General features: G+C 68.3%; 17 protein-coding genes and 2 pseudogenes. 15 read left to right on the top strand and 4 right to left on the bottom strand.

Annotated elements, in window-relative coordinates; genetic code table 11:
• Window positions 1–270: 270 nt before the first annotated feature.
• The 4 genes from AC6CKD_RS27825 (at window position 271) to AC6CKD_RS27810 (ending at window position 2,282) form a co-directional block, all read left to right on the top strand.
• On the top strand, window positions 271–462 hold the full coding sequence (locus tag AC6CKD_RS27825; RefSeq protein ID WP_498330926.1) for a hypothetical protein: 192 nt from the start codon (window positions 271–273) through the stop codon (window positions 460–462).
• A complete protein-coding gene (locus AC6CKD_RS27820) occupies window positions 446–970 on the top strand; it encodes a DUF6879 family protein (RefSeq protein WP_498330924.1) in 525 nt (174 codons plus the stop codon). The genes AC6CKD_RS27825 and AC6CKD_RS27820 overlap by 17 nt, the downstream gene beginning before the upstream one ends.
• Window positions 967–1,797 carry a helix-turn-helix domain-containing protein gene (locus AC6CKD_RS27815; RefSeq protein WP_498330922.1) on the top strand — a complete coding sequence of 277 codons (831 nt, stop codon included), beginning with the start codon at window positions 967–969 and terminating at the stop codon, window positions 1,795–1,797. The genes AC6CKD_RS27820 and AC6CKD_RS27815 overlap by 4 nt, the downstream gene beginning before the upstream one ends.
• A 263-nt stretch (window positions 1,798–2,060) precedes the next feature.
• Window positions 2,061–2,282, top strand: coding sequence for a DUF7848 domain-containing protein (locus AC6CKD_RS27810; protein WP_498330920.1), 222 nt, complete (start codon window positions 2,061–2,063; stop codon window positions 2,280–2,282).
• 300 nt (window positions 2,283–2,582) lie between these two features.
• Here AC6CKD_RS27810 and AC6CKD_RS27805 read toward each other — a convergent pair whose 3' ends face one another.
• From AC6CKD_RS27805 to AC6CKD_RS27795, 3 genes are all read right to left on the bottom strand, one after another.
• Window positions 2,583–3,419 (bottom strand): recombinase family protein, encoded by an 837-nt coding sequence (locus AC6CKD_RS27805; protein WP_498330918.1) that lies wholly within the window; start codon window positions 3,417–3,419, stop codon window positions 2,583–2,585.
• An 815-nt stretch (window positions 3,420–4,234) separates the two neighbouring features.
• Entirely contained in the window at window positions 4,235–5,299 is a 1,065-nt protein-coding gene (locus tag AC6CKD_RS27800; RefSeq protein ID WP_498330916.1) for an AAA family ATPase, read from the bottom strand.
• A gap of 143 nt (window positions 5,300–5,442) precedes the next feature.
• Window positions 5,443–7,122 carry a recombinase family protein gene (locus AC6CKD_RS27795; RefSeq protein ID WP_498330914.1) on the bottom strand — a complete coding sequence of 560 codons (1,680 nt, stop codon included), beginning with the start codon at window positions 7,120–7,122 and terminating at the stop codon, window positions 5,443–5,445.
• A gap of 46 nt (window positions 7,123–7,168) precedes the next feature.
• On the opposite strand from AC6CKD_RS27795, the pseudogene AC6CKD_RS27790 reads away from it, so the two are divergent.
• From AC6CKD_RS27790 to AC6CKD_RS27775, 4 genes and pseudogenes are all read left to right on the top strand, one after another.
• A pseudogene (locus AC6CKD_RS27790) lies at window positions 7,169–7,813 on the top strand (ATP-binding protein); the annotation flags it as partial.
• Window positions 7,810–9,000, top strand: coding sequence for a DNA-processing protein DprA (gene dprA, locus AC6CKD_RS27785; protein WP_498330913.1), 1,191 nt, complete (start codon window positions 7,810–7,812; stop codon window positions 8,998–9,000). The pseudogene AC6CKD_RS27790 and the gene dprA, both read left to right, overlap by 4 nt.
• Window positions 9,001–9,239: 239 nt before the next feature.
• Window positions 9,240–10,073 carry an RNA polymerase sigma factor WhiG gene (gene whiG, locus AC6CKD_RS27780; RefSeq protein WP_250743879.1) on the top strand — a complete coding sequence of 278 codons (834 nt, stop codon included), beginning with the start codon at window positions 9,240–9,242 and terminating at the stop codon, window positions 10,071–10,073.
• 97 nt (window positions 10,074–10,170) lie between these two features.
• Window positions 10,171–10,728, top strand: coding sequence for a TetR/AcrR family transcriptional regulator (locus tag AC6CKD_RS27775; RefSeq protein ID WP_250743946.1), 558 nt, complete (start codon window positions 10,171–10,173; stop codon window positions 10,726–10,728).
• 383 nt (window positions 10,729–11,111) lie between these two features.
• Here the strand turns inward: AC6CKD_RS27775 and AC6CKD_RS27770 are convergent.
• Window positions 11,112–11,546, bottom strand: a pseudogene (locus tag AC6CKD_RS27770) (M23 family metallopeptidase); the annotation flags it as partial.
• Between the two features lie 252 nt (window positions 11,547–11,798).
• Between AC6CKD_RS27770 and rpsB the strand changes: the two are divergent.
• From rpsB to AC6CKD_RS27735, 7 genes are all read left to right on the top strand, one after another.
• Complete coding sequence (gene rpsB, locus AC6CKD_RS27765) at window positions 11,799–12,737, top strand: 30S ribosomal protein S2 (RefSeq protein ID WP_498330911.1); 939 nt, start codon at window positions 11,799–11,801, stop codon at window positions 12,735–12,737.
• 135 nt (window positions 12,738–12,872) lie between these two features.
• Window positions 12,873–13,709, top strand: a complete 837-nt coding sequence (gene tsf / locus AC6CKD_RS27760) for a translation elongation factor Ts (protein ID WP_498330909.1) — start codon at window positions 12,873–12,875, stop codon at window positions 13,707–13,709.
• Window positions 13,710–13,871: 162 nt separating this feature from the next.
• Window positions 13,872–14,651 (top strand): UMP kinase, encoded by a 780-nt coding sequence (gene pyrH, locus AC6CKD_RS27755; protein WP_243337648.1) that lies wholly within the window; start codon window positions 13,872–13,874, stop codon window positions 14,649–14,651.
• Window positions 14,652–14,701: 50 nt separating this feature from the next.
• Window positions 14,702–15,259 (top strand): ribosome recycling factor, encoded by a 558-nt coding sequence (frr, locus tag AC6CKD_RS27750; RefSeq protein ID WP_498330907.1) that lies wholly within the window; start codon window positions 14,702–14,704, stop codon window positions 15,257–15,259.
• On the top strand, window positions 15,259–16,338 hold the full coding sequence (locus tag AC6CKD_RS27745) for a phosphatidate cytidylyltransferase (RefSeq protein ID WP_498330906.1): 1,080 nt from the start codon (window positions 15,259–15,261) through the stop codon (window positions 16,336–16,338). The genes frr and AC6CKD_RS27745 overlap by 1 nt, the downstream gene beginning before the upstream one ends.
• A gap of 93 nt (window positions 16,339–16,431) precedes the next feature.
• The gene (gene rlmN, locus AC6CKD_RS27740; protein ID WP_498330905.1) at window positions 16,432–17,544 is read left to right on the top strand and encodes a dual-specificity RNA methyltransferase RlmN; all 1,113 of its coding nucleotides are present in this window, start codon (window positions 16,432–16,434) and stop codon (window positions 17,542–17,544) included.
• Window positions 17,545–17,795: 251 nt separating this feature from the next.
• Window positions 17,796–18,893, top strand: a complete 1,098-nt coding sequence (locus AC6CKD_RS27735) for a thiamine ABC transporter substrate-binding protein (protein WP_498330903.1) — start codon at window positions 17,796–17,798, stop codon at window positions 18,891–18,893.
• Window positions 18,894–18,932 lie beyond the last annotated feature (39 nt).

Raw genomic sequence — 18,932 nt, 5'->3', positions numbered from 1 at the left:
GGACAGTACAGCACCGGCCCGGCAGGCGCAGGCCCCGTGACCCCTGGCGCAGCTCAGAGGCTGCGAGACGGCCTGTGCGCCTGCGGTACACCCAACGGCGCAGGCGGAGGGAGATCGCCCCGCACAGGCCCGGCTAGGGCTGCTCGTTGCCTGGCGGGTCGAGAGCGCAGGACAGTTTCCCGTTCCGGAAAACCGAACCCCTTGCCTTGCCCTCCTGGTGATCGGGACCATGGGGCACGGCACCGGATGACCGAGACCAGGGGGTAAGGCGTGAAGGTTCAAAAGCTGGCCACGACCTGCGAGAACGGGGACTGTCCGACGCTGTACGCGACGGATAGGGGAACGTTCCTGGTGCAGGGCGAAGTGCCAGCCGACCACGGTCTACAGATTCCCGCACACGAAACCCTGGTCGAGATTCCGATGGACCTAATCCGGAAGGCGATTCGTGATCAGCTCATCTAGCAACCTGGCAGAGCGCTTCAAGACCTTCGAGAGGGAAGCCTTCCGTCTGGAGATCCTCGACGATTACAACATCCCGTCGAGTGCCGAGAATCTGCGCGCTTTCCTGGCGGGTGAGCCGCAACCTGCGGACTATAACGCCGGGTGGGTAGAGACTGTGCGCACTGCCACGGAGGCAGGGAAGCGCATGTATCGAGTGCACATCGTGACTCGTCCACTGACGGACTATCTCCGGTATGAACTTGGCTGGGGGTACATCAAGAACATGACCGGCGGAGAGGAGTTCTTCATCCTCGACGTCACGGACAAGCCCAACCCTCTGAGTGGTGCGCCGGACTTCTGGCTATTCGACGAGGCTGCACCTGTCGTCATGAACTATGACGAGAGCGGGACTTTTCTTGGGCCGGACTTCCGGGCGGCTGAAACAGCTTCGGAATTCGTCAGCTACCGGGATACTGCGATGGCTCACGCTGAGCCTTTCGCTGCATGGTGGGCAAAGTACGGCGTGTGAATAGAACAGAACTTGGCGCAGCGCTGCGGGCACTTCGGCTGGCATCCGGTAAGGAAGCTAAGGCCGTGGCCCGTAGCGCTGTCATGTCTAATCCGAAGCTGTCGAAGATCGAGAACGGCCACGTGGCTCCGGCAGTGTTGGACGTAGAGCGCATCCTGACGGCCTTGGAAGTGTCGGCGGAGGTCAAGGCCGAGTACATGGCTGCGGCTCGGGCACAGGCCACAGAGGCGACGGCGTGGCGACTGTTCAGGCGCATGGGCTTCCATCGGAAACAGGAACAGATCCGGGCGCTGGAAGCGTCGATGAAACTCCTCCGCCTGTTTCAGCCCTCCCTAGTCCCTGGACTTTTGCAGACTCCGGAGTATGTGCGTGCGGTACTGCGGGGGAAGGGGCTAAGCGAGGATCAGCTATCGCGGACTATCGGCGCGAGGATCGAGCGCCAGGCAGTCATGTATGACTTGAACAAGACTCTGTGTTTCGTTATCACGGAACCGGTACTGCACTGGCGTATTCTCCCGCCACTCATGATGGCCGGACAGTTGGACCGGATCGTTTCTGTCTCTCGCCTGCCGAACGTAGACGTGCGTGTTGTCCCTTTGCGGTGTCCGCAGCAAGACGTGCCGGGACACTCTTTCGTTATTCGAGACGATCGCATGGTGACCGTAGAGACAACTCACGCCGAGGTAATCGTGACCGATCCACGGGACGTTTCCCTGTACGTCGATAAGTTTGAACGCTTCGCATCCGTGGCGCTTACCGGTGACGACATGCGATCCATGCTCACGGACATCCGGGATGGATTCTTGCGCGAACGGGAAACCGGCTAGGTCAAGCCAGCGGCGCGAGACATCATGGCCTTCCCCAGGCGGCGGAGCGGGAAGGCGCACGGTGTGAGCGAAAGGCAGACGACCATGACCGGACCGGTACACCTGACCCTTCCCCATCCACCCCCGAAACCGGCGGTTGGCTGTGGTGTCTGTGAGGCGCTGGCCGGACAGCGACAGGCAGCACGGGATAGGGGCGACCTGTCGGCCGCGACGGATGCTGATGTGGAGATCGGCAACCATCCGCATCGGACGCGGCGGCCGAGGTGACCCGGTCTGTTCTGCGGTACGTGCGGCATCGGATCACGCAGCACCCGGATACCGAGGTGACGTTCGAGGCGGAGTGCCTTCACTGCCAGTGGCAGGCGGAGCCGTCGACGGACAGTGCGGCCGTCGATGTGGAGTGCATGAGCCATACCGGCCGGAGCAACCATCGTGGGTTCCGCCGTATCTGCACTTCGTTCGCGGCGGTTGTCCGCGACGAGTAGTCACAGGCTCCTGCCCTTCCCGTATTCGCGGCGGTGCGATGCGGTGGGGGCAGGCCAGTTGTCCCCCGATCGGACAAGCCTTGGGCAGGAGGCAGGTCGTGCCTCCGTCTGAGCTGACGTGCTCAGGCTCTCGCCCCGGTCCGCCCTCGTATGCGGGGTGCCGTGCAACCACCCGGCGCACGGTGAGGGACACGGCCCCTGTCAGTCGCCCCCGTGACTGGCAGGGGCTTACCCATGCCGGACATGACGATGCCCCCGACGCGAACGTCAGGGGCTTGTCAGAACGCCTGTGTGCCTGTCTCAGGCGCTCTCTCCGATGTGGCGGTACAACGTGGCACGGGAGATCCCCAGCGCCTTAGCGATGGCACTGACGCTCTCCCCCTTGGCGTGCCGAGCACGGGCCACGGCTAGCTTGTCGTCGTCCACCACGGACGGACGCCCACCGTGGTTGCCCTTGCGGGCCGCAGCGTCGAGCCCTTCCAACGTCTTCTCCCGGATGCCTTCCCGCTCGACCTCCGCACTGACGGCGAGGACGGCGAACACGATGGCTCCCGCACCGTTGGGGTCGTAGACCCCCTGGAGGGGGCCGGACAGGAGTTCCAGTTGGATGCCGTCCGCCTGGAGGGTGGAGGACAGGGACATCAGCTCTGCCGCACTGCGAGCGAGACGCTTCATCTCGACCACGGTCAGGATGACCGGCTGGTTAGGTGCTGCCTGCTTGAACTCGCGTGCCAGCGTGAGCGCCTTCTCCAGCTCCGGCCGCTCCTTCACGCGGGTACTGATCTTCTCCGAGAACACGCGGGTGCACTGCGCCCCCGCAAGGGCATCCAACTGGGACTGGAGTTCCTGACCCACGGTGGAGCATCGGGCGTAGCCAAGGCGGATCGCTGCGCCCGGCGTCCCTTCGGGTGCCTGTGTGACGGGTGCGCCTGCCGTCCACGGCTTGCCGGGGTTGCGGTCGGCAGGAGTCTTCACGGTCAGTTCCGCCTTGAGCGCGGGCACCAGGGCGAAGCGGCCTGTGTGGTAGTTCGCTGCGACCTTGCCCGCGCCGGTACGGCACGGGCTTCCTGCGGGTGCCTGGCACTTCGGGCAGTCGTGGCGCTCGACCTGTTCGGCCGGGGTGATCGTCTTCGTCATGACAGGACCGTCTCATAAACGTGTCTCGAAAGCCAGTCGTGAGACGGATCTTTTGAGACGGGTTTCGAGACGGCGAGACGGGAGCGAAACGGACACCGCCGAGAGGCTGGCCGACTGTCTCACTAACGATGGTTTATGAGACACCCTGCCCTTGGTCCTGGTGGGCACTGACGTGCCCCTCGGTACGGCTGCCTGCGCTGGCCAGCGTGAGGCGCTGTGCGCCTGTCTCCCGGCCTGCTGGCCAGCGCTCGACCGCAGGCAGGTAGTCGCCCTGTCGGGCGCTCTGGTCGGCGTGCAGCCGTACGTCTGTCGACGGCAGGCAGAGGCGGCGGTCAGGCAGGCGACGGCGAAGGGGTGGGGGTATGACCCCCGAAGGGGGCAAGGTCGGATCGCCGTGTCTTAGCAGCTCAAATCCTGCCACGGTTTCAGGGTCTTTCAGGCTGGCTCTGATCCTCCGGCCGGCTGCGGGATAGTGCCAGGTCACAGGCTTACGCCTGCACTACTGGCAACGGCGGAACAGTGCAGAGAGTGAAGCCTTTTGCCGAACCTCTTACGGCTTCACCTGGTGGCCGCGTAGCGGCCCATCGAAGTGGGCTTCGGACTGTGGCGGCGGAGCCGCCCCCTGTCGCTTCCCTCTGTCGCTGACAAAGCTTGAGGCTTGCAGTTCCCCAGTGGTCTGCGTGCTGGTCGGCCGGAGGCCGCCAGTGTCCAGAGGACTGACGTACTTACTGAGGGAGGAGCGAGGCTTGCCGAGCGGAGCGAGGTAGCTGGTGGTGGTGACACTTCCTATAAGGCGGCACCACCACCACCACGACTCAGGCGGTCTCGGCGGACTTCCTGACCCACCGCCCGTCAACGCGTTGCAGCGCATCTCTGAGCTTGGCCCGTACGGTCTCGGGACTCTTGCCGACGATGCGCGCGTAGCGCTTGGACAGCGGCGCGTACGTTGCCTCTTCCGGCTGCTCCTCGACGATCCGTGCGATGAGGTCGGCATCCCACTGCTGTGCCTTCGGGAGACGGCTGACGACCTTAAGTCCGGGCTCTGCCCGCTCCCAGATGGGGACCTCGCTCGACTCGTCGGCGCGGCGCACAGTGACGCTCAGGTCCAGTTCTTCCCTGGCCCGGTTGCTCGCCGTCTGGAGTCGCCTGCCGTGCTTCCCGGAGTTGCGCAGTGCGATCAGCCCACGGGCACCGGCACCGATGGCCCGTCCACCGATGGGGGAAGAGGCGACGCTCATCCCTTCCCCTGTCCCCTTCGGGGTATGGGTGACGAGCAGGGTCGGGATGCCTGCCTCGCTGATCGGCCGCAGGCTCCGCATGATCCGCTGCGCCGTGACGGATGAAGCGATGTCCTCGCCGGGGGCGAGAGCCCCGATGATGTTGTCCAGCACGAACAGGCCCGGCCTCATGTCTGCCAGGTCCGCAGCGATGCCCGCCCAGTAACCGGGGTGACCGTGATCTTCCACGGGGAAGATGGTCACCGCGTGATCCGGCACCGCGCCGTACAGTCGCTCTCTCAGTTCCTCTGGTGCGCCGTCGTCGGTCACACCGAACACGATGTGGTCCAGCTTCCGGAGCACGGGCAGTCCCAGGAACGTCGGCTCACCGTTGAGCAGGGCTATGCCCATGCCCGCACTGAGGAGGGTCTTACCGGCCTTCGGCTCCCCCGACAGGACCGTGGTCCGGGTGGTGAGGAGATCCCCGATGAGGAACGCGTCCTCGTACGGGACACGCTTGATCTGGTGGAGCTGTAGCCCCTTGTCCTTGATGGCTCCCACTGGGATAGCCGCCTTCCTGTGAGGCGCACACGGGCGCGCCAGTGACCCCCGCCGGACGGCGGGACATGTGTCTCCCTCTCTTCGCGGGGGTGGACCGGCCATGACTGGCAAGGTCTCTTCACAGGAGCGCCCAAGGCTTGCGGCCTGGACTCGGTCTCGTGCAGTCGGGAGCGACGGCGGCGACCTAGTCCGGCATCATACAAAAGCGAAAAGGGCCCCCGTGGTGGGGGCCCTCCTCGTGAGAGTTATGCGTGTGTCGCGGTGTGCTGCCTTATCCGGTCACTGAAGTCGCGCGGGAACATGATCTCGATACGCCCGATGCGCTGAATCACTCTGCCTTCATCCAGTGTTACCAAGAGTTTCCCGCTTACGTACTGAGCCGGGACGTCCTCGTTGTGCACCGTGACCCGCAAGCCAGAGGCGCGCAGTTCCTTGCTCTTGCCTTCGGCAGTGGTGAGCTGGGACCAGCGCTCACCGTAGGTCTCTCCGGTGGGTATCTCTTCCCACGTGTCCGGCCGCGTCGGCAGTGCGATCAGTTGTTCCCGCTTCCTGTCCATCCGGCTGTACTCCTCGCGGTACTCCAGCTTTCCGGTCTCGGATGAGTAGAGCCCTGCTTCGCGATCCTCTCGGAGTTCCTGCATGGCGCGGGTCACTTCGTTGATGTCGTTGGTGTGGTCGATGCCGGGGCGGAACACCTTGCGGACGATCTCGATGTGTCCGGCTACGCGGAGGAACTCCTCCTCGATCGTGCTCTCCAGCTTCGGACCACTGATGGACCTGCTGTCGGCGCAGAGCAGGCCAGTGATGGCCTTGTTCGCGCACCGGTAGTAGCTCCAGTTCCGTCCGGGGTATCGGTACAGGGGCTTGCCGCAGGTGCAGAAAGCGACGCGAAGCAGAGGGGAACCGCCCGTGCGGTTGCCTGCCCTCTTGTTGCTGTTCTCCTCCAGCTTGGCGCTGACCCGCTCCCAGTCCTCTTTGGAGATCAGCGGCTCCGCCCGCTGAAGAGGCAAGCCGTCCTTGTCCCGAACGAGACGGGTGCGCTTCTCCTTACGGCCGTCAGACAGGGTGACTTCCTCGGTCATCTCCACTTGGCCGAGCAAGGTGTGAGAGCGCAGCATCTTGATCAGGTTGCCTACCCGCCAAAACGCCCCCTTGGGTTCCTTCCCACCACGGATTCGCTGCGCATCCAGCGGGGGCGGTGTCTTGTCTCGGTTCTCGTTGAGCCATCGGCAGACGCTGTTGGCGGACTGTCCATCGATGATCCGGCGGACGATCTCCCGCAGGGTCTCGGCAGTGTTCAGGCCGTACTCATCAGGTACCAGCTTCCATCCGTCGCCGGTCTCCTGCTTCTCCGGCCGGTAGCCGTACGGCACGAAGCCGCCGCGCCAGCGGCCCTCTTTCATCAGGTGGGTATAAGAGGACTTGGCCCGTGCCTTGATGGCTTCAAGCTCTCCCTCGGCAAAGGAAGCGATGAGCTGAAAGAGGATGCGTCCCATGGGGGAGGACAGGTCTATGTCCCCTTCGGCAGTGGCGAGCTGCTTCCCGTTTCGGTCGCACCACTCGGCCAGGACGTTGACGTGGATTACCCGACGAGAGATGCGGTCGAGCTTCCACGCGGCCAGGATGTCGAACTCCGAAGCGCGGGATTCCTCCCAAGCGAGACGGTGCTCGATGTCGCTTGCATCCTTACCGATGGTGGACGGCAGCCACTTGCCGAACTCCGGACGCTTCCACGGTTCGATACCGCCGGACACGTCGACATCCTCGACCCAACCGATGATGACGTGACCCTTACTGTCCGCCCATCCCTGTATGGAGGCCCGCTGTCGGACGACCGACGTGCTTTCGTCGCTTGCCCTAGACAGGCGGAGTACTCCGAGGACCCTTGCCACTGTTGCTCGCTTTCTTTCCGCCCGCCCACACATCGGGGGGCGACAGTCGTTCGATTATGACTGGTGTCAAAGTGGCTCCCTCGATGAGGCCGCGGAGTTCAGCACCAAGGCCCTGGACGCCCTGCGGCAGCCCCTCGAAGCGGGACACGTGGTCATCGCCCGTGCCGCCGGGGTGGTACGCCTGCCGGCCCGGTTCCTGATGGTGCTCGCCGCCAACCCCTGTCCGTGCGGGCGGCACACCCTGCACGGGACCGGATGCGACTGCCCGGCCTCGGTGGTCCGCCGCTACCAGGCCCGGCTGTCGGGGCCGCTGCTCGACCGGGTGGACCTGCGGGTCGAGGTCGAGCCGGTCACCCGCTCCGATCTGCTGGGGTGCGGCGGCCGCGGCGAAGCCACCGCGGTGGTCGCCGCGCGGGTCCGGGAAGCCCGTGACCGGGCGGTGGCCCGGCTCGGCGGCACACCCTGGAGGCTCAACGCGGAGGTCCCCGGTCACGAGCTGCGGACCCGCTGGCCGACCGCCCCGGGTGCGCTGGCGCAGGCCGAGCGGGACCTGGAGCGCGGCCTGCTGACCGCGCGGGGTCTCGACCGGGTGCTCCGGGTGGCCTGGACAGTGGCCGACCTGAGGAGCCGGGACCGCCCCGACGCGCTGGACGTGGCGGTCGCCCTCGAACTGCGCACCGGAATCGCCCGCGGAGCCGCGGCGCACCTGGACGCGGCCTCATGACGGCTCCGGCGTCGGCCCCCGAACCCGGCCCGGAGCAGGAGCCGGAGGCGGAAGCGGAGGGCGAGGTCCTCGCACGGGCCGCGCTCACCCGGGTCCTGGAGCCCGGGGAGGAGCACGGCGGGCGGTGGCTGCGGGAGTACGGGGCCGTCGGGCTGATACGGCTGCTGACCGGGCCCGCGCCGGAGCCCGGGGTGCTGACCGGGGTCGGCGGCGAGCGGCTCGCCGGATACCGGCGCCGGGCCGCGGCGGCCGACCCGCGGCGGGACCTGGCGGTGGCCGCCGAGACCGGGTCGCGGTTCGTCTGCCCCGGGTCGGCGGAGTGGCCGAGTCAGCTGGACGACCTCGGTGACGCCCGGCCCGTCGGCCTGTGGGTGCGGGGCAGGCCGAGCCTGCGCGCCTGGGCGCTGCGCTCCGTGGCGGTGGTCGGGGCCCGCGCGTGCACGCCGTACGGGGCACACATGGCCCAGAGCCTGGCCGGTGAACTGGCCGAGCACGGCTGGGTGGTCGTCTCGGGCGCCGCCTACGGGATCGACGGCGCCGCCCATCGCGGGGCCCTCGCCGCCGGCGGAGCCACGATCGCCGTGCTGGCCTGCGGGGTGGACGTGTCCTACCCGCGCGGGCACGCCGGACTGCTCGGCCGGATCGCCGCCCAGGGGCTGCTCCTCGGCGAGCTGCCGCCCGGCAGCCACCCCACGCCGAGCCGGTTCGTCCTGCGCAACCGCGTCATCGCCGCCCTGACCCGGGGCACGGTCGTCGTGGAGGCGGCCCACCGCAGCGGGTCCCTGGTCACCGCCCGGCGGGCCCAGGCGCTGGGGAGGATCACGATGGGCGTCCCCGGCCCGGCCACCAGCGGGCTCTCGGCCGGCGTGCACGAACTGCTGCGCGGCGAGGCCTCACTGGTCACGGACGCGGCGGAGGTCATCGAGCTGGTCGGGAGGATGGGCGAGCTGGCCCCCGAGCGGCGGGGACCCGTGATCGCCCGGGACCTGCTGGGCCCCGACGCGGTCCGGGTGCTCGAAGCCCTCCCGGCGGGGCGCCTCGCCGACCTGGAGGAGCTGGCCCTCGCGGCGGGCACCGGCACTGATGAAGTCATCGGCAGACTGTACGAACTTCACTCTCTGGGGTTTGTCGAACGGCAGGGCGACGGCTGGCAGTTGACCCCGAAGAGGCCGAGAGGAGGCGCATAAAGCGGAGTCACCCGGCGAGGCGGTCGTTGACCTGGGACGTTCCGGTGAAAGAGTGAAGCCGATGAGAGACGCGGTCTTCCCGGTGGCACCCGCCGGGACCGTGCGCCAGGCGCCGGTCCCGGGTCGCCCGCGCGAGTCGGGCCGCCCGTGCGGGCCCGCGCGATCCCGTACTCTTCGCGCACCGCGACACTTCCGTCACGCTACGCTCCCAAGGAATCCGGCTCCGGCAAAGGCGAAGCATGCCCCAGCACACCTCAGGGTCCGACCGCGCTGCGGTGCCCCCCGCTGCGCGCGGCAGCGAGCGGTCCACCGCGCCCTCGTCCCTGGAGGTGCTGTGGCGCTCGTACAAGGACTCGGGTGACGAGCGGCTGCGGGAGCAGCTGATCCTGCACTACTCGCCCCTCGTGAAGTACGTGGCGGGCCGCGTCAGCGTCGGCCTGCCGCCCAATGTGGAGCAGGCCGATTTCGTCTCCTCGGGAGTCTTCGGACTGATCGACGCCATCGAGAAGTTCGACATCGAACGGTCCATCAAGTTCGAGACGTACGCGATCACGCGCATCCGCGGAGCGATGATCGACGAGTTGCGGGCGCTGGACTGGATCCCCCGCTCGGTGCGGCAGAAGGCGCGCGCCGTCGAACGGGCCTACGCCACGCTGGAGGCCCAGCTGCGGCGCACCCCGACCGAGCACGAGGTCGCCGGGGAGATGGGCATCGGCGTTGAGGATCTCCACGCCGTTTTCAGTCAGTTGTCGCTGGCCAACGTGGTCGCCCTCGAAGAGCTGCTGCACGTGGGCGGTGAGGGCGACCGCCTCTCCTTGATGGACACACTGGAGGACACCGCCGCCGACAACCCGGTGGAGGTCGCCGAGGACCGGGAGTTGCGGCGGCTGCTGGCACGGGCCATCAACACGCTGCCCGAGCGGGAGAAGACGGTGGTGACGCTCTACTACTACGAGGGCCTCACGCTCGCCGAGATCGGCAACGTCCTCGGGGTCACCGAGAGCCGCGTCAGCCAGATCCACACCAAGTCGGTCCTGCAGCTGCGGGCGAAGCTGGCGGACGTCGGCCGCTGATCCGGGCCACCGGGGCGTGGCGGCGGGGCCGAGAGCGTGCGACGGCCTTGCGGTACATCCGTAGAGTGGACGCGTGCCCAGGATTCGAGCGGCCTCCGTGGCCGAGCACCGGTCGATGCAGCGCGGCGCCTTGCTGGACGCCGCGCGTTCCCTGCTGTCCGAAGGGGGGACGGAAGCGCTGACGTTTCCCGCCCTCGCCGAGCGGACCGGCCTCGCCCGGTCCTCCGTGTACGAGTACTTCCGGTCCCGTGCGGCCGTCGTCGAAGAGCTGTGCGCGGTGGACTTCCCCGTGTGGGCGGCCGAGATCGAGGCGGCGATGTCCGAGGCGGAGGCGCCGGAGGCGAAGATCGAGGCGTATGTGCGCAGCCAGCTCGGGCTGGTGGGGGACAAGCGGCACCGGGCGGTCGTGGCGATCTCGGCGAGCGAACTGGACGCCGGGGCGCGCGAGAAGATCCGCGCGGCGCACGGGAGCCTGATCGCGATGATCGTGGAGGCGTTGGGCGCGCTCGGGCAGGCGGAGCCGAGGCTGGCCGCGATGCTGCTCCAGGGTGTGGTGGATGCCGCGGTCCGGCGGATCGAGGCGGGGGCGGGGGAGGATCCCGTCGTGGTCACGGACGCGGCGGTGGCGATGGCCCTGCGAGGCGTCGGGGGCTGACCCGGCCCTGGGGCCACTCTTGGCCCCACACCCGGCTCCGGTTCCCGGCGCCGGCCATGGCCGGGGGGCCCGGTCCTGCGTCGTGGCGGGCCGGTGGGGTGGTCGGCTGCCCTGCGGGGCCGTCCCCTACCCGCCCTTCCACCGTTCCCAGGGCTCTGCCCTGGTCCGGTCCTCAAGCGCCGGACGGGCCGGGGAGGGTACCGGGATGCGCCCGGCCCCCTGGGGCTCCGCCTCAGACCCCGGTCCTCAAACGTCGGACAACTGACATGCCCCGCCTTGGGCGCCGGGCGGCTGGAGGGCTCCGGTCCTCGGGTGGCGGGTGGGGGTGGCAGGGGTAGGAGGCGGGGGGTCGGGCGGGGGAGGAGGGCCAGGGGGTTGAGGTAGGTCTCGGCGCGGAGGAGGCCCCAGTGGAGGCAGGGACGCGGGCAGTGGGGGCCGTCCGTGAGCAGGGCCACCACCTGGCCCGTCGTGACCTCGTCGCCCTCCGCCACCAGCGGGCGGACCGGTTCGTACGTCGTGCGCAGGCCGTTCGGGAGGGTCAGCGAGAGGACCCCGCGGCCCGCGACCGGGCCGGCGTAGTGGACCCGGCCCGGGCCGACCGCGCGGAGCTCCGCGCCCACCGGGGCCGCCAGGTCCACCCCGCGGTGGCCCGCCGCGTACGGGGTCGGGGGCGGGTCCCACCAGCGGACCACCGTCAGGGGTGACGGGAGCGGGCGTCCGCCCGGGGCCCCCGCGGGGCTCGGAGCGCGCCGCGGCTCCGGCGGCGGGGCCAGAGCGAGGCCCAGGGTGAGGATCAGGGCGAGCAGCAGCTTCGTCATGGGGGAAGAATCCCGTTTCCGGAGCCGGTCCGTCCGGGCCTGTGGACGGGCGGAGCGGTGTGGATGACCGCGTCACCCGGCATACCACCGGGTCCCGTACACTTCTTGTGGCGATCCGGGTCACCGGATCGACTTCGCACGCCCCAGCACCAGCCCGAAAGGGCCCAGGTGACAGCGTCTCTCGGTCCCCTCGTCGGGGGCAGGGCGCGACAGGGGCGTCAGGAACCAAACCGAGAAAACAAGGAGATGGCCATGGCCGTCGTAACGATGCGGGAGCTGCTGGAAAGCGGCGTCCACTTCGGTCACCAGACCCGCCGCTGGAACCCGAAGATGAAGCGCTTCATCTTCACGGAGCGCAACGGCATCTACATCATCGACCTGCTGCAGTCGCTGTCGTACATCGACCGCGCCTACGAGTTCGTGAAGGAGACCGTCGCCCACGGCGGTTCCATCATGTTCGTCGGTACCAAGAAGCAGGCCCAGGAGGCCATCGCCGAGCAGGCGACGCGCGTTGGTATGCCCTACGTCAACCAGCGCTGGCTGGGTGGCATGCTCACCAACTTCTCCACCGTCTACAAGCGCCTTCAGCGTCTGAAGGAGCTTGAGGCGATCGACTTCGAGGACGTCGCCGCCTCGGGTCTCACCAAGAAGGAGCTCCTGGTCCTCTCTCGCGAGAAGATCAAGCTGGAGAAGACCCTCGGTGGTATCCGCGAGATGTCGAAGGTCCCCAGCGCCGTCTGGATCGTCGACACCAAGAAGGAGCACATCGCCGTCGGTGAGGCGCGCAAGCTCCACATCCCGGTCGTCGCGATCCTCGACACCAACTGCGACCCCGACGAGGTCGACTACAAGATCCCGGGCAACGACGACGCGATCCGCTCCGTCACCCTGCTCACCCGCGTGATCGCCGACGCCGTCGCCGAGGGCCTCATCGCCCGTTCCGGTGCCGCCACGGGCGACTCCAAGCCGGGCGAGAAGGCCGCTGCCGAGCCGCTCGCCGAGTGGGAGCGCGACCTGCTCGAGGGCGAGAAGAAGGCTGACTCCGACGAGTCGGCCGACGCCGCGGCCGCTCCGGCCGAGGCCGCTGCCGAGACCCCCGCCGCCGAGGCTGAGGCCGCTCCGGCCGCCGAGGCCGAGGTTGTCGCCGAGGCCGTCGTCGAGGCTCCGGCCGCCGACGCCGAGCAGGCCTGACCCACTGAGAGCGCCCGGCGTTCACGCGCCGGGCACTCACAGCACGGACGATGACGGCGGGGGAGCCGCGCCACGAGCGCGACTCCTCCGCCGTTCACCCGTAGATCTACGACTTCGAGAGAGAATCACAGACTCATGGCGAACTACACCGCCGCTGACGTCAAGAAGCTCCGCGAGCTCACCGGCGTCGGCATGCTGGACTGCAAGAACGCGCTGGTCGAGTCCGACGGTGACGTCGACAAGGCCGTCGAGGCGCTCCGTATCAAGGGTCAGAAGGGCGTCGCCAAGCGCGAAGGCCGTTCTGCCGAGAACGGTGCCGTCGTCTCCGTCATCTCCGACGACAACACCTCCGGTGTCCTCGTCGAGCTGAAGTGCGAGACGGACTTCGTCGCCAAGGGCGACAAGTTCCTTGCGGTCACCAACGAGCTGGCCAACCACATCGCCGCGACCTCGCCGGCCGACATCGAGGCGCTGCTGGCGTCCGAGATCGCCCCCGGCAAGTCCGTGCAGGCGTTCGTCGACGAGGCCAACGCCAACCTCGGCGAGAAGATCGTCCTGGACCGCTTCGCGCAGTTCACCGGCGGTTACGTCTCGGCGTACATGCACCGCACGATGCCCGACCTGCCGTTCCAGATCGGCGTCCTCGTCGAGCTCGACAAGGAGAACGCCGAGGTCGCCCGCGGCGTCGCGCAGCACATCGCCGCGTTCGCGCCGAAGTGGCTCTCCAAGGACGACGTCCCCGCCGACGTCGTCGAGTCCGAGCGTCGTGTGGCCGAAGAGGTCACCCGCGCCGAGGGCAAGCCGGAGGCCGCGCTGCCGAAGATCGTCGAGGGTCGTGTCAACGGCTTCTTCCGCGACAACACGCTGCTCGGCCAGGCGTACGCCCTGGACGCCAAGAAGTCCGTCCAGAAGGTTCTGGACGAGGCCGGTGTCACCCTGGTGCGCTTCTCGCGCATCAAGGTCGGCATCTGAGTCCGTCCGTACGCGACGGGCACCGGACCCCGGTAGGGTCTGAAGCAGTCGCCCGCGTTCGCGCAGGGCGACCGCAGATCTGACGAGGAGGCCATTGCCGTAGAGGGAACCGCGAGGACCCACCGGCAATGGCCTTCTTCGTATGTGCACGAGGAGATCTCCATGAATCAGGGCGTGGACACCCACACCGCTTCCGACGACAAGAGCGACCAGGACAAGAAGGGCCGCCGCTTCATGCTGAAGCTGTCGGGCGAAGCCTTCTCCGGTGGCGGAGGACTGGGCGTCGACCCCGACGTAGTCCACGCCATCGCCCGCGAGATCGCCGCGGTGGTCCGCGACGGCGCGGAGATCGCGATCGTGATCGGCGGTGGCAACTTCTTCCGCGGCGCCGAACTCCAGCAGCGCGGCATGGACCGGGCCCGGTCCGACTACATGGGCATGCTCGGCACGGTCATGAACTGCCTCGCCCTCCAGGACTTCCTGGAGAAGGAAGGCATCGACTCCCGCGTCCAGACGGCCATCACCATGGGCCAGGTCGCCGAGCCGTACATCCCGCTGCGCGCCGTGCGCCACCTGGAGAAGGGCCGCGTGGTCATCTTCGGCGCCGGCATGGGCATGCCCTACTTCTCCACCGACACCACGGCCGCCCAGCGCGCCCTGGAAATCGACGCGGAAGCCCTCCTCATGGGCAAGAACGGCGTCGACGGGGTCTACGACTCCGACCCGAAGAAGAACCCGGACGCGGTGAAGTTCGACGCGCTGGAGTACAGCGAGGTGCTGTCGCGCGACCTCAAGGTCGCCGATGCCACCGCCATCACGCTGTGCCGCGACAACAAGCTGCCCATCCTGGTCTTCGAGCTGCTCGCCGAGGGCAATATCGCGCGCGCCGTCAAGGGTGAGAAGATCGGCACGCTCGTGAGCGACCAGGGCACCCGGGCCTGAGCAGGCCCCGTCCGCCTGAACCATCCATTTCTGACATGCAGGAGCACGTGGTGACCGAAGAGATCCTCCTCGAGGCCGAGGAGAAGATGGAAAAGGCCGTCGTCGTCGCCAAGGAAGACTTCGCCGCGATTCGCACCGGTCGTGCGCACCCGGCGATGTTCAACAAGATCGTGGCGGAGTACTACGGCGCCATCACGCCCATCAACCAGCTCGCCTCCTTCTCGGTCCCCGAGCCGCGCATGGCGATCGTGACCCCGTTCGACAAGAGCGCCCTGCGCAACATCGAGACGGCCATCCGCGACTCGGACCTGGGCGTCAACCCCAGCAACGACGGCAGCATCATCCGGGTGACCTTCCCCGAGCTGACGCAGGACCGCCGCAAGGAGTACATCAAGGTCGCGCGCACCAAGGCCGAGGACTCCAAGGTGTCGATCCGCGCCATCCGCCGCAAGGCGAAGGACGCCCTCGACAAGCTCATCAAGGACAAGGAAGCCGGCGAGGACGAGGTGCGCCGCGCCGAGAAGGAGCTCGACGACACCACCGCGAAGTACGTCGCGCAGGTGGACGAGCTCCTGAAGCACAAGGAAGCCGAGCTCCTCGAAGTCTGATGAACGACACTTCCTGGCAGCCGGAGCCGGTTCCGGCGGGTCCCGCCTACGATGCGCAGGTGGGCCCGCACACTCGGCCCATGCCCATCGTGCCCGATGCCGCCGGCCGTGACTTCGACGACCGGGAAGCACGCGATCGGGGGGCCGCCGCTGACGGCGGCCCCCTCTTCCGCGCCGATACGCCGCCGCAGGAGCCCATGCCCAGCCCCCCGCCGACCCCGCCTTCGCCGGGACCGCAGGACGCCTCGCCACCGCCTCAGAAGAAGCGTGCCGGGCGGGACCTGCGTGCGGCCATAGGGGTCGGAGTGGGCCTCGGCGCGGTGATCTTCGCATCGCTGCTCATCGTCAAGGCGGTCTTCGTCGGCGTCGTCGTCGTGGCGGTCGTGGTCGGCCTGTGGGAGCTCACTTCGCGGCTCCAGGAGAAGAAGGGCATCAAGGCCCCGCTGGTCCCGCTCGCGATCGGCGGTGCGGCGATGGTCATCGCCGGGTACGTCCGCGGGGCCGAGGGCGCCTGGGTGGCCATGGCGCTGACGGTGCTGGCCGTCCTCGTCTGGCGGATGACCGAGCCGCCCGAGGACTACCTCAAGGACGTCACGGCGGGCGCCTTCGCGGCGTTCTACGTGCCCTTCCTGGCCACCTTCGTCGCGATGCTGCTCAGGGCCGACGACGGGCCGCAGCGGGTGATCACCTTCCTGCTCCTGACCGTGGTCAGCGACACCGGGGCGTACGCGGTCGGCTGGCGCTTCGGCAAGACCAAGCTCGCCCCGCGCATCAGCCCCGGAAAGACGCGCGAGGGGCTCTTCGGAGCGGTGGCCTTCGCGATGGGGGCCGGCGCGCTGTGCATGGAGTTCCTGATCGACGGGGGCGTCTGGTGGCAGGGCCTGGTGCTCGGCCTCGCCGTCGCGGTCAGCGCCACGCTCGGCGACCTCGGGGAATCCATGATCAAGCGGGATCTCGGGATCAAGGACATGGGCACGCTGCTGCCGGGCCACGGCGGCATCATGGACCGGCTGGACTCCCTGCTTCCGACGGCCCCGGTCGTCTGGCTGCTGCTCGCCGCGTTCGTCGGTACCGGCTGACCTGCGAGAAGGCGCCCGTACAGGCGGGGCGGTTACTCTTGGAAGGCGCGCTGCTTCTGCGGCGCGCCTTTCGTCTTACAAGGAGTACCTGCCATGGCCCGCCCAGTCCCGGGAGAGCTCACTTTCGTCGCCCCTCGTGGAGCGAAGAAGCCGCCCCGGCACCTCGCCGACCTCACCCCCGAGGAGCGCCGGGAGGCGGTCGCCGCGATCGGCGAGAAGCCCTTCCGGGCCAAGCAGCTCTCCCAGCACTACTTCGCCCGGTACGCGCACGACCCGGCCGAGTGGACCGACATCCCCGCCGGCTCCCGCGAGAAGCTCCAGCAGGAGCTGCTGCCGGACCTGATGAACGTCGTCCGCCACATCTCCTGTGACGACGACACCACCCGCAAGACCCTGTGGAAGCTGCACGACGGCACGCTCGTCGAGTCCGTGCTGATGCGCTACCCGGACCGGGTCACCATGTGCATCTCCTCGCAGGCGGGCTGCGGCATGAACTGCCCGTTCTGCGCCACCGGACAGGCCGGTCTCGACCGCAACCTGTCGACGGCCGAGATCGTGCACCAGATCGTCGACGGCATGCGCGCCCTGCGCGACGGCGAGGTCCCCGGCGGGCCCGCCCGGCTGTCGAACATCGTCTTCATGGGCATGGGCGAGCCGCTCGCCAACTACAACCGCGTCGTCGGCGCCATCCGCCGGCTCACCGACCCGGAGCCCGACGGCCTGGGCCTGTCCCAGCGCGGGATCACCGTCTCCACCGTGGGCCTGGTCCCGGCGATGCTGCGCTTCGCCGACGAGGGCTTCAAGTGCCGTCTCGCCGTCTCCCTGCACGCCCCGGACGACGAGCTGCGCGACACCCTGGTGCCCGTGAACACCCGCTGGAACGTCCGCGAGGTGCTCGGCGCGGCCTGGGAGTACGCGGAGAAGTCCGGCCGCCGGATCTCCATCGAGTACGCCCTGATCCGCGACATCAACGACCAGGCGTGGCGTGGCGACCTGCTCGGCAAGCTGCTCAAGGGCAAGCGCGTGCACGTCAACCTGATCCCGCTGAACCCGACGCCGGGCTCGAAGTGGACCGCCTCGCGGCCCGAGGACGAGAAGGCCTTCGTCGAGGCCATCGCCCGCCACGGGGTGCCGGTCACCGTACGCGACACCCGTGGTCAGGAGATCGACGGCGCGTGCGGCCAGCTCGCCGCCTCGGAGCGCTGATTTACGCCAGGCGATGTTTACTTTCGGCCACGGGGTACCCTGTGGCCGAACCAATTTCATATTCCGACAGGGGAGCGCCACAGCGCTGAGAGTGCGGTAACCGTCACCGCAGACCCTCTGAACCTCGCCCCGGTCATTCGGGGTAGGAAGTTCGGTCACCACTCAAGCTGTTGCGCCCTGCCCGGCGTCCGCTCCACAGAGCGCCGGGCGGGGCCGCGTCTTCTCCTGGACATCCCAGGAGGAATGCACCAATGAGCACCACCAAGAAGATGGCGGGCGTCGCGCTCGTGGCCGCGCTCGGCGTCACCACGCTCAGCGCCTGCGGCGGCGACGCCAAGGACAAGTCCGCCGGGGCGAGCGACGCCCCGAAGTCCAAGACGATCACCCTCGTCTCGCACGACTCCTTCAACGTGACCGACACGGTCCTCAAGGAGTTCGAGCAGCAGAGCGGCTACACCGTCAAGGTCCTGAAGTCGGGCGATGCGGGCGCGGCCCTGAACCAGGAGATCCTCACCAAGGGCTCCCCGCGCGGCGACGTCTTCTTCGGCGTGGACAACACGCTCCTCTCCCGGGCCCTCGACAACGGCATCTTCACGCCGTACGAGGCCAAGGGGCTGGCTGACGTGAAGCCCGAGTTCGTGCTCGACAAGGAGCACCGGGTCACCCCCGTCGACTCCGGCGACATCTGCGTGAACTACGACAAGGCGTACTTCGCAGACAAGAAGCTCGCCCCGCCGCAGACGCTGGACGACCTGATCAAGCCGGAGTACAAGAACCTGCTGGTCACCGAGAACGCCGCGACCTCCTCGCCCGGCCTCGGCTTCCTCCTCGCCTCCGTCGGCAAGTACGGCGACGAGGGCTGGAAGGACTACTGGACCAAGCTCAAGGCCAACGGCGTCGAGGTCGTCGACGGCTGGGAGCAGGCCTACAACGAGCGCTTCTCCGGCTCGGCGGGCGGCAAGAAGGCCAAGGGCGACCGCCCGCTGGTCGTCTCCTACGCCTCCAGCCCGCCGGTCGAGGTGCTCTACGGCGAGCCGCAGCCGGCCGAGGCCCCGACGGGCGTCGCGACGGGCACGTGCTTCCGGCAGACCGAGTTCGCGGGCCTGCTCAAGGGCGCGAAGAACGAGGAGGGCGGCAAGGCGCTCCTGGACTTCCTGATCTCCAAGAAGTTCCAGGAGGACGTGCCGCTCCAGATGTTCGTGAACCCGGTGACCAAGAGCGCGGCGCTGCCGGAGCTGTTCACCAAGCACGGCGTCGTCATCGAGAAGCCCGAGACCGTCGCCCCTGAGGCCATCGCCAAGAACCGCGACCAGTGGGTCAAGACGTGGACCGCCCTCGTCGTGAAGTAGGACGAGTGAGCAAGGTTCCGAAGGAGAGCGGGCGGGCCA

It is taken from the genome of Streptomyces sp. GQ60 (genome assembly GCF_059758875.1).
This window is presented reverse-complemented; position numbering and strand designations above follow the sequence as displayed.

Bases quoted from the DNA above. Each gene is read 5' to 3' on its own strand.
- tsf (WP_498330909.1), top strand. From the start codon at position 12,873: ATGGCGAACTACACCGCCGCTGACGTCAAGAAGCTCCGCGAGCTCACC.
- AC6CKD_RS27800 (WP_498330916.1), bottom strand. From the start codon at position 5,299: ATGGCCGGTCCACCCCCGCGAAGAGAGGGAGACACATGTCCCGCCGTC.
- rlmN (WP_498330905.1), top strand. From the start codon at position 16,432: ATGGCCCGCCCAGTCCCGGGAGAGCTCACTTTCGTCGCCCCTCGTGGA.
- whiG (WP_250743879.1), top strand. From the start codon at position 9,240: ATGCCCCAGCACACCTCAGGGTCCGACCGCGCTGCGGTGCCCCCCGCT.
- AC6CKD_RS27745 (WP_498330906.1), top strand. From the start codon at position 15,259: ATGAACGACACTTCCTGGCAGCCGGAGCCGGTTCCGGCGGGTCCCGCC.
- rpsB (WP_498330911.1), top strand. From the start codon at position 11,799: ATGGCCGTCGTAACGATGCGGGAGCTGCTGGAAAGCGGCGTCCACTTC.
- AC6CKD_RS27795 (WP_498330914.1), bottom strand. From the start codon at position 7,122: ATGTGTGGGCGGGCGGAAAGAAAGCGAGCAACAGTGGCAAGGGTCCTC.
- AC6CKD_RS27735 (WP_498330903.1), top strand. From the start codon at position 17,796: ATGAGCACCACCAAGAAGATGGCGGGCGTCGCGCTCGTGGCCGCGCTC.
- pyrH (WP_243337648.1), top strand. From the start codon at position 13,872: ATGAATCAGGGCGTGGACACCCACACCGCTTCCGACGACAAGAGCGAC.
- dprA (WP_498330913.1), top strand. From the start codon at position 7,810: ATGACGGCTCCGGCGTCGGCCCCCGAACCCGGCCCGGAGCAGGAGCCG.
- AC6CKD_RS27805 (WP_498330918.1), bottom strand. From the start codon at position 3,419: ATGACGAAGACGATCACCCCGGCCGAACAGGTCGAGCGCCACGACTGC.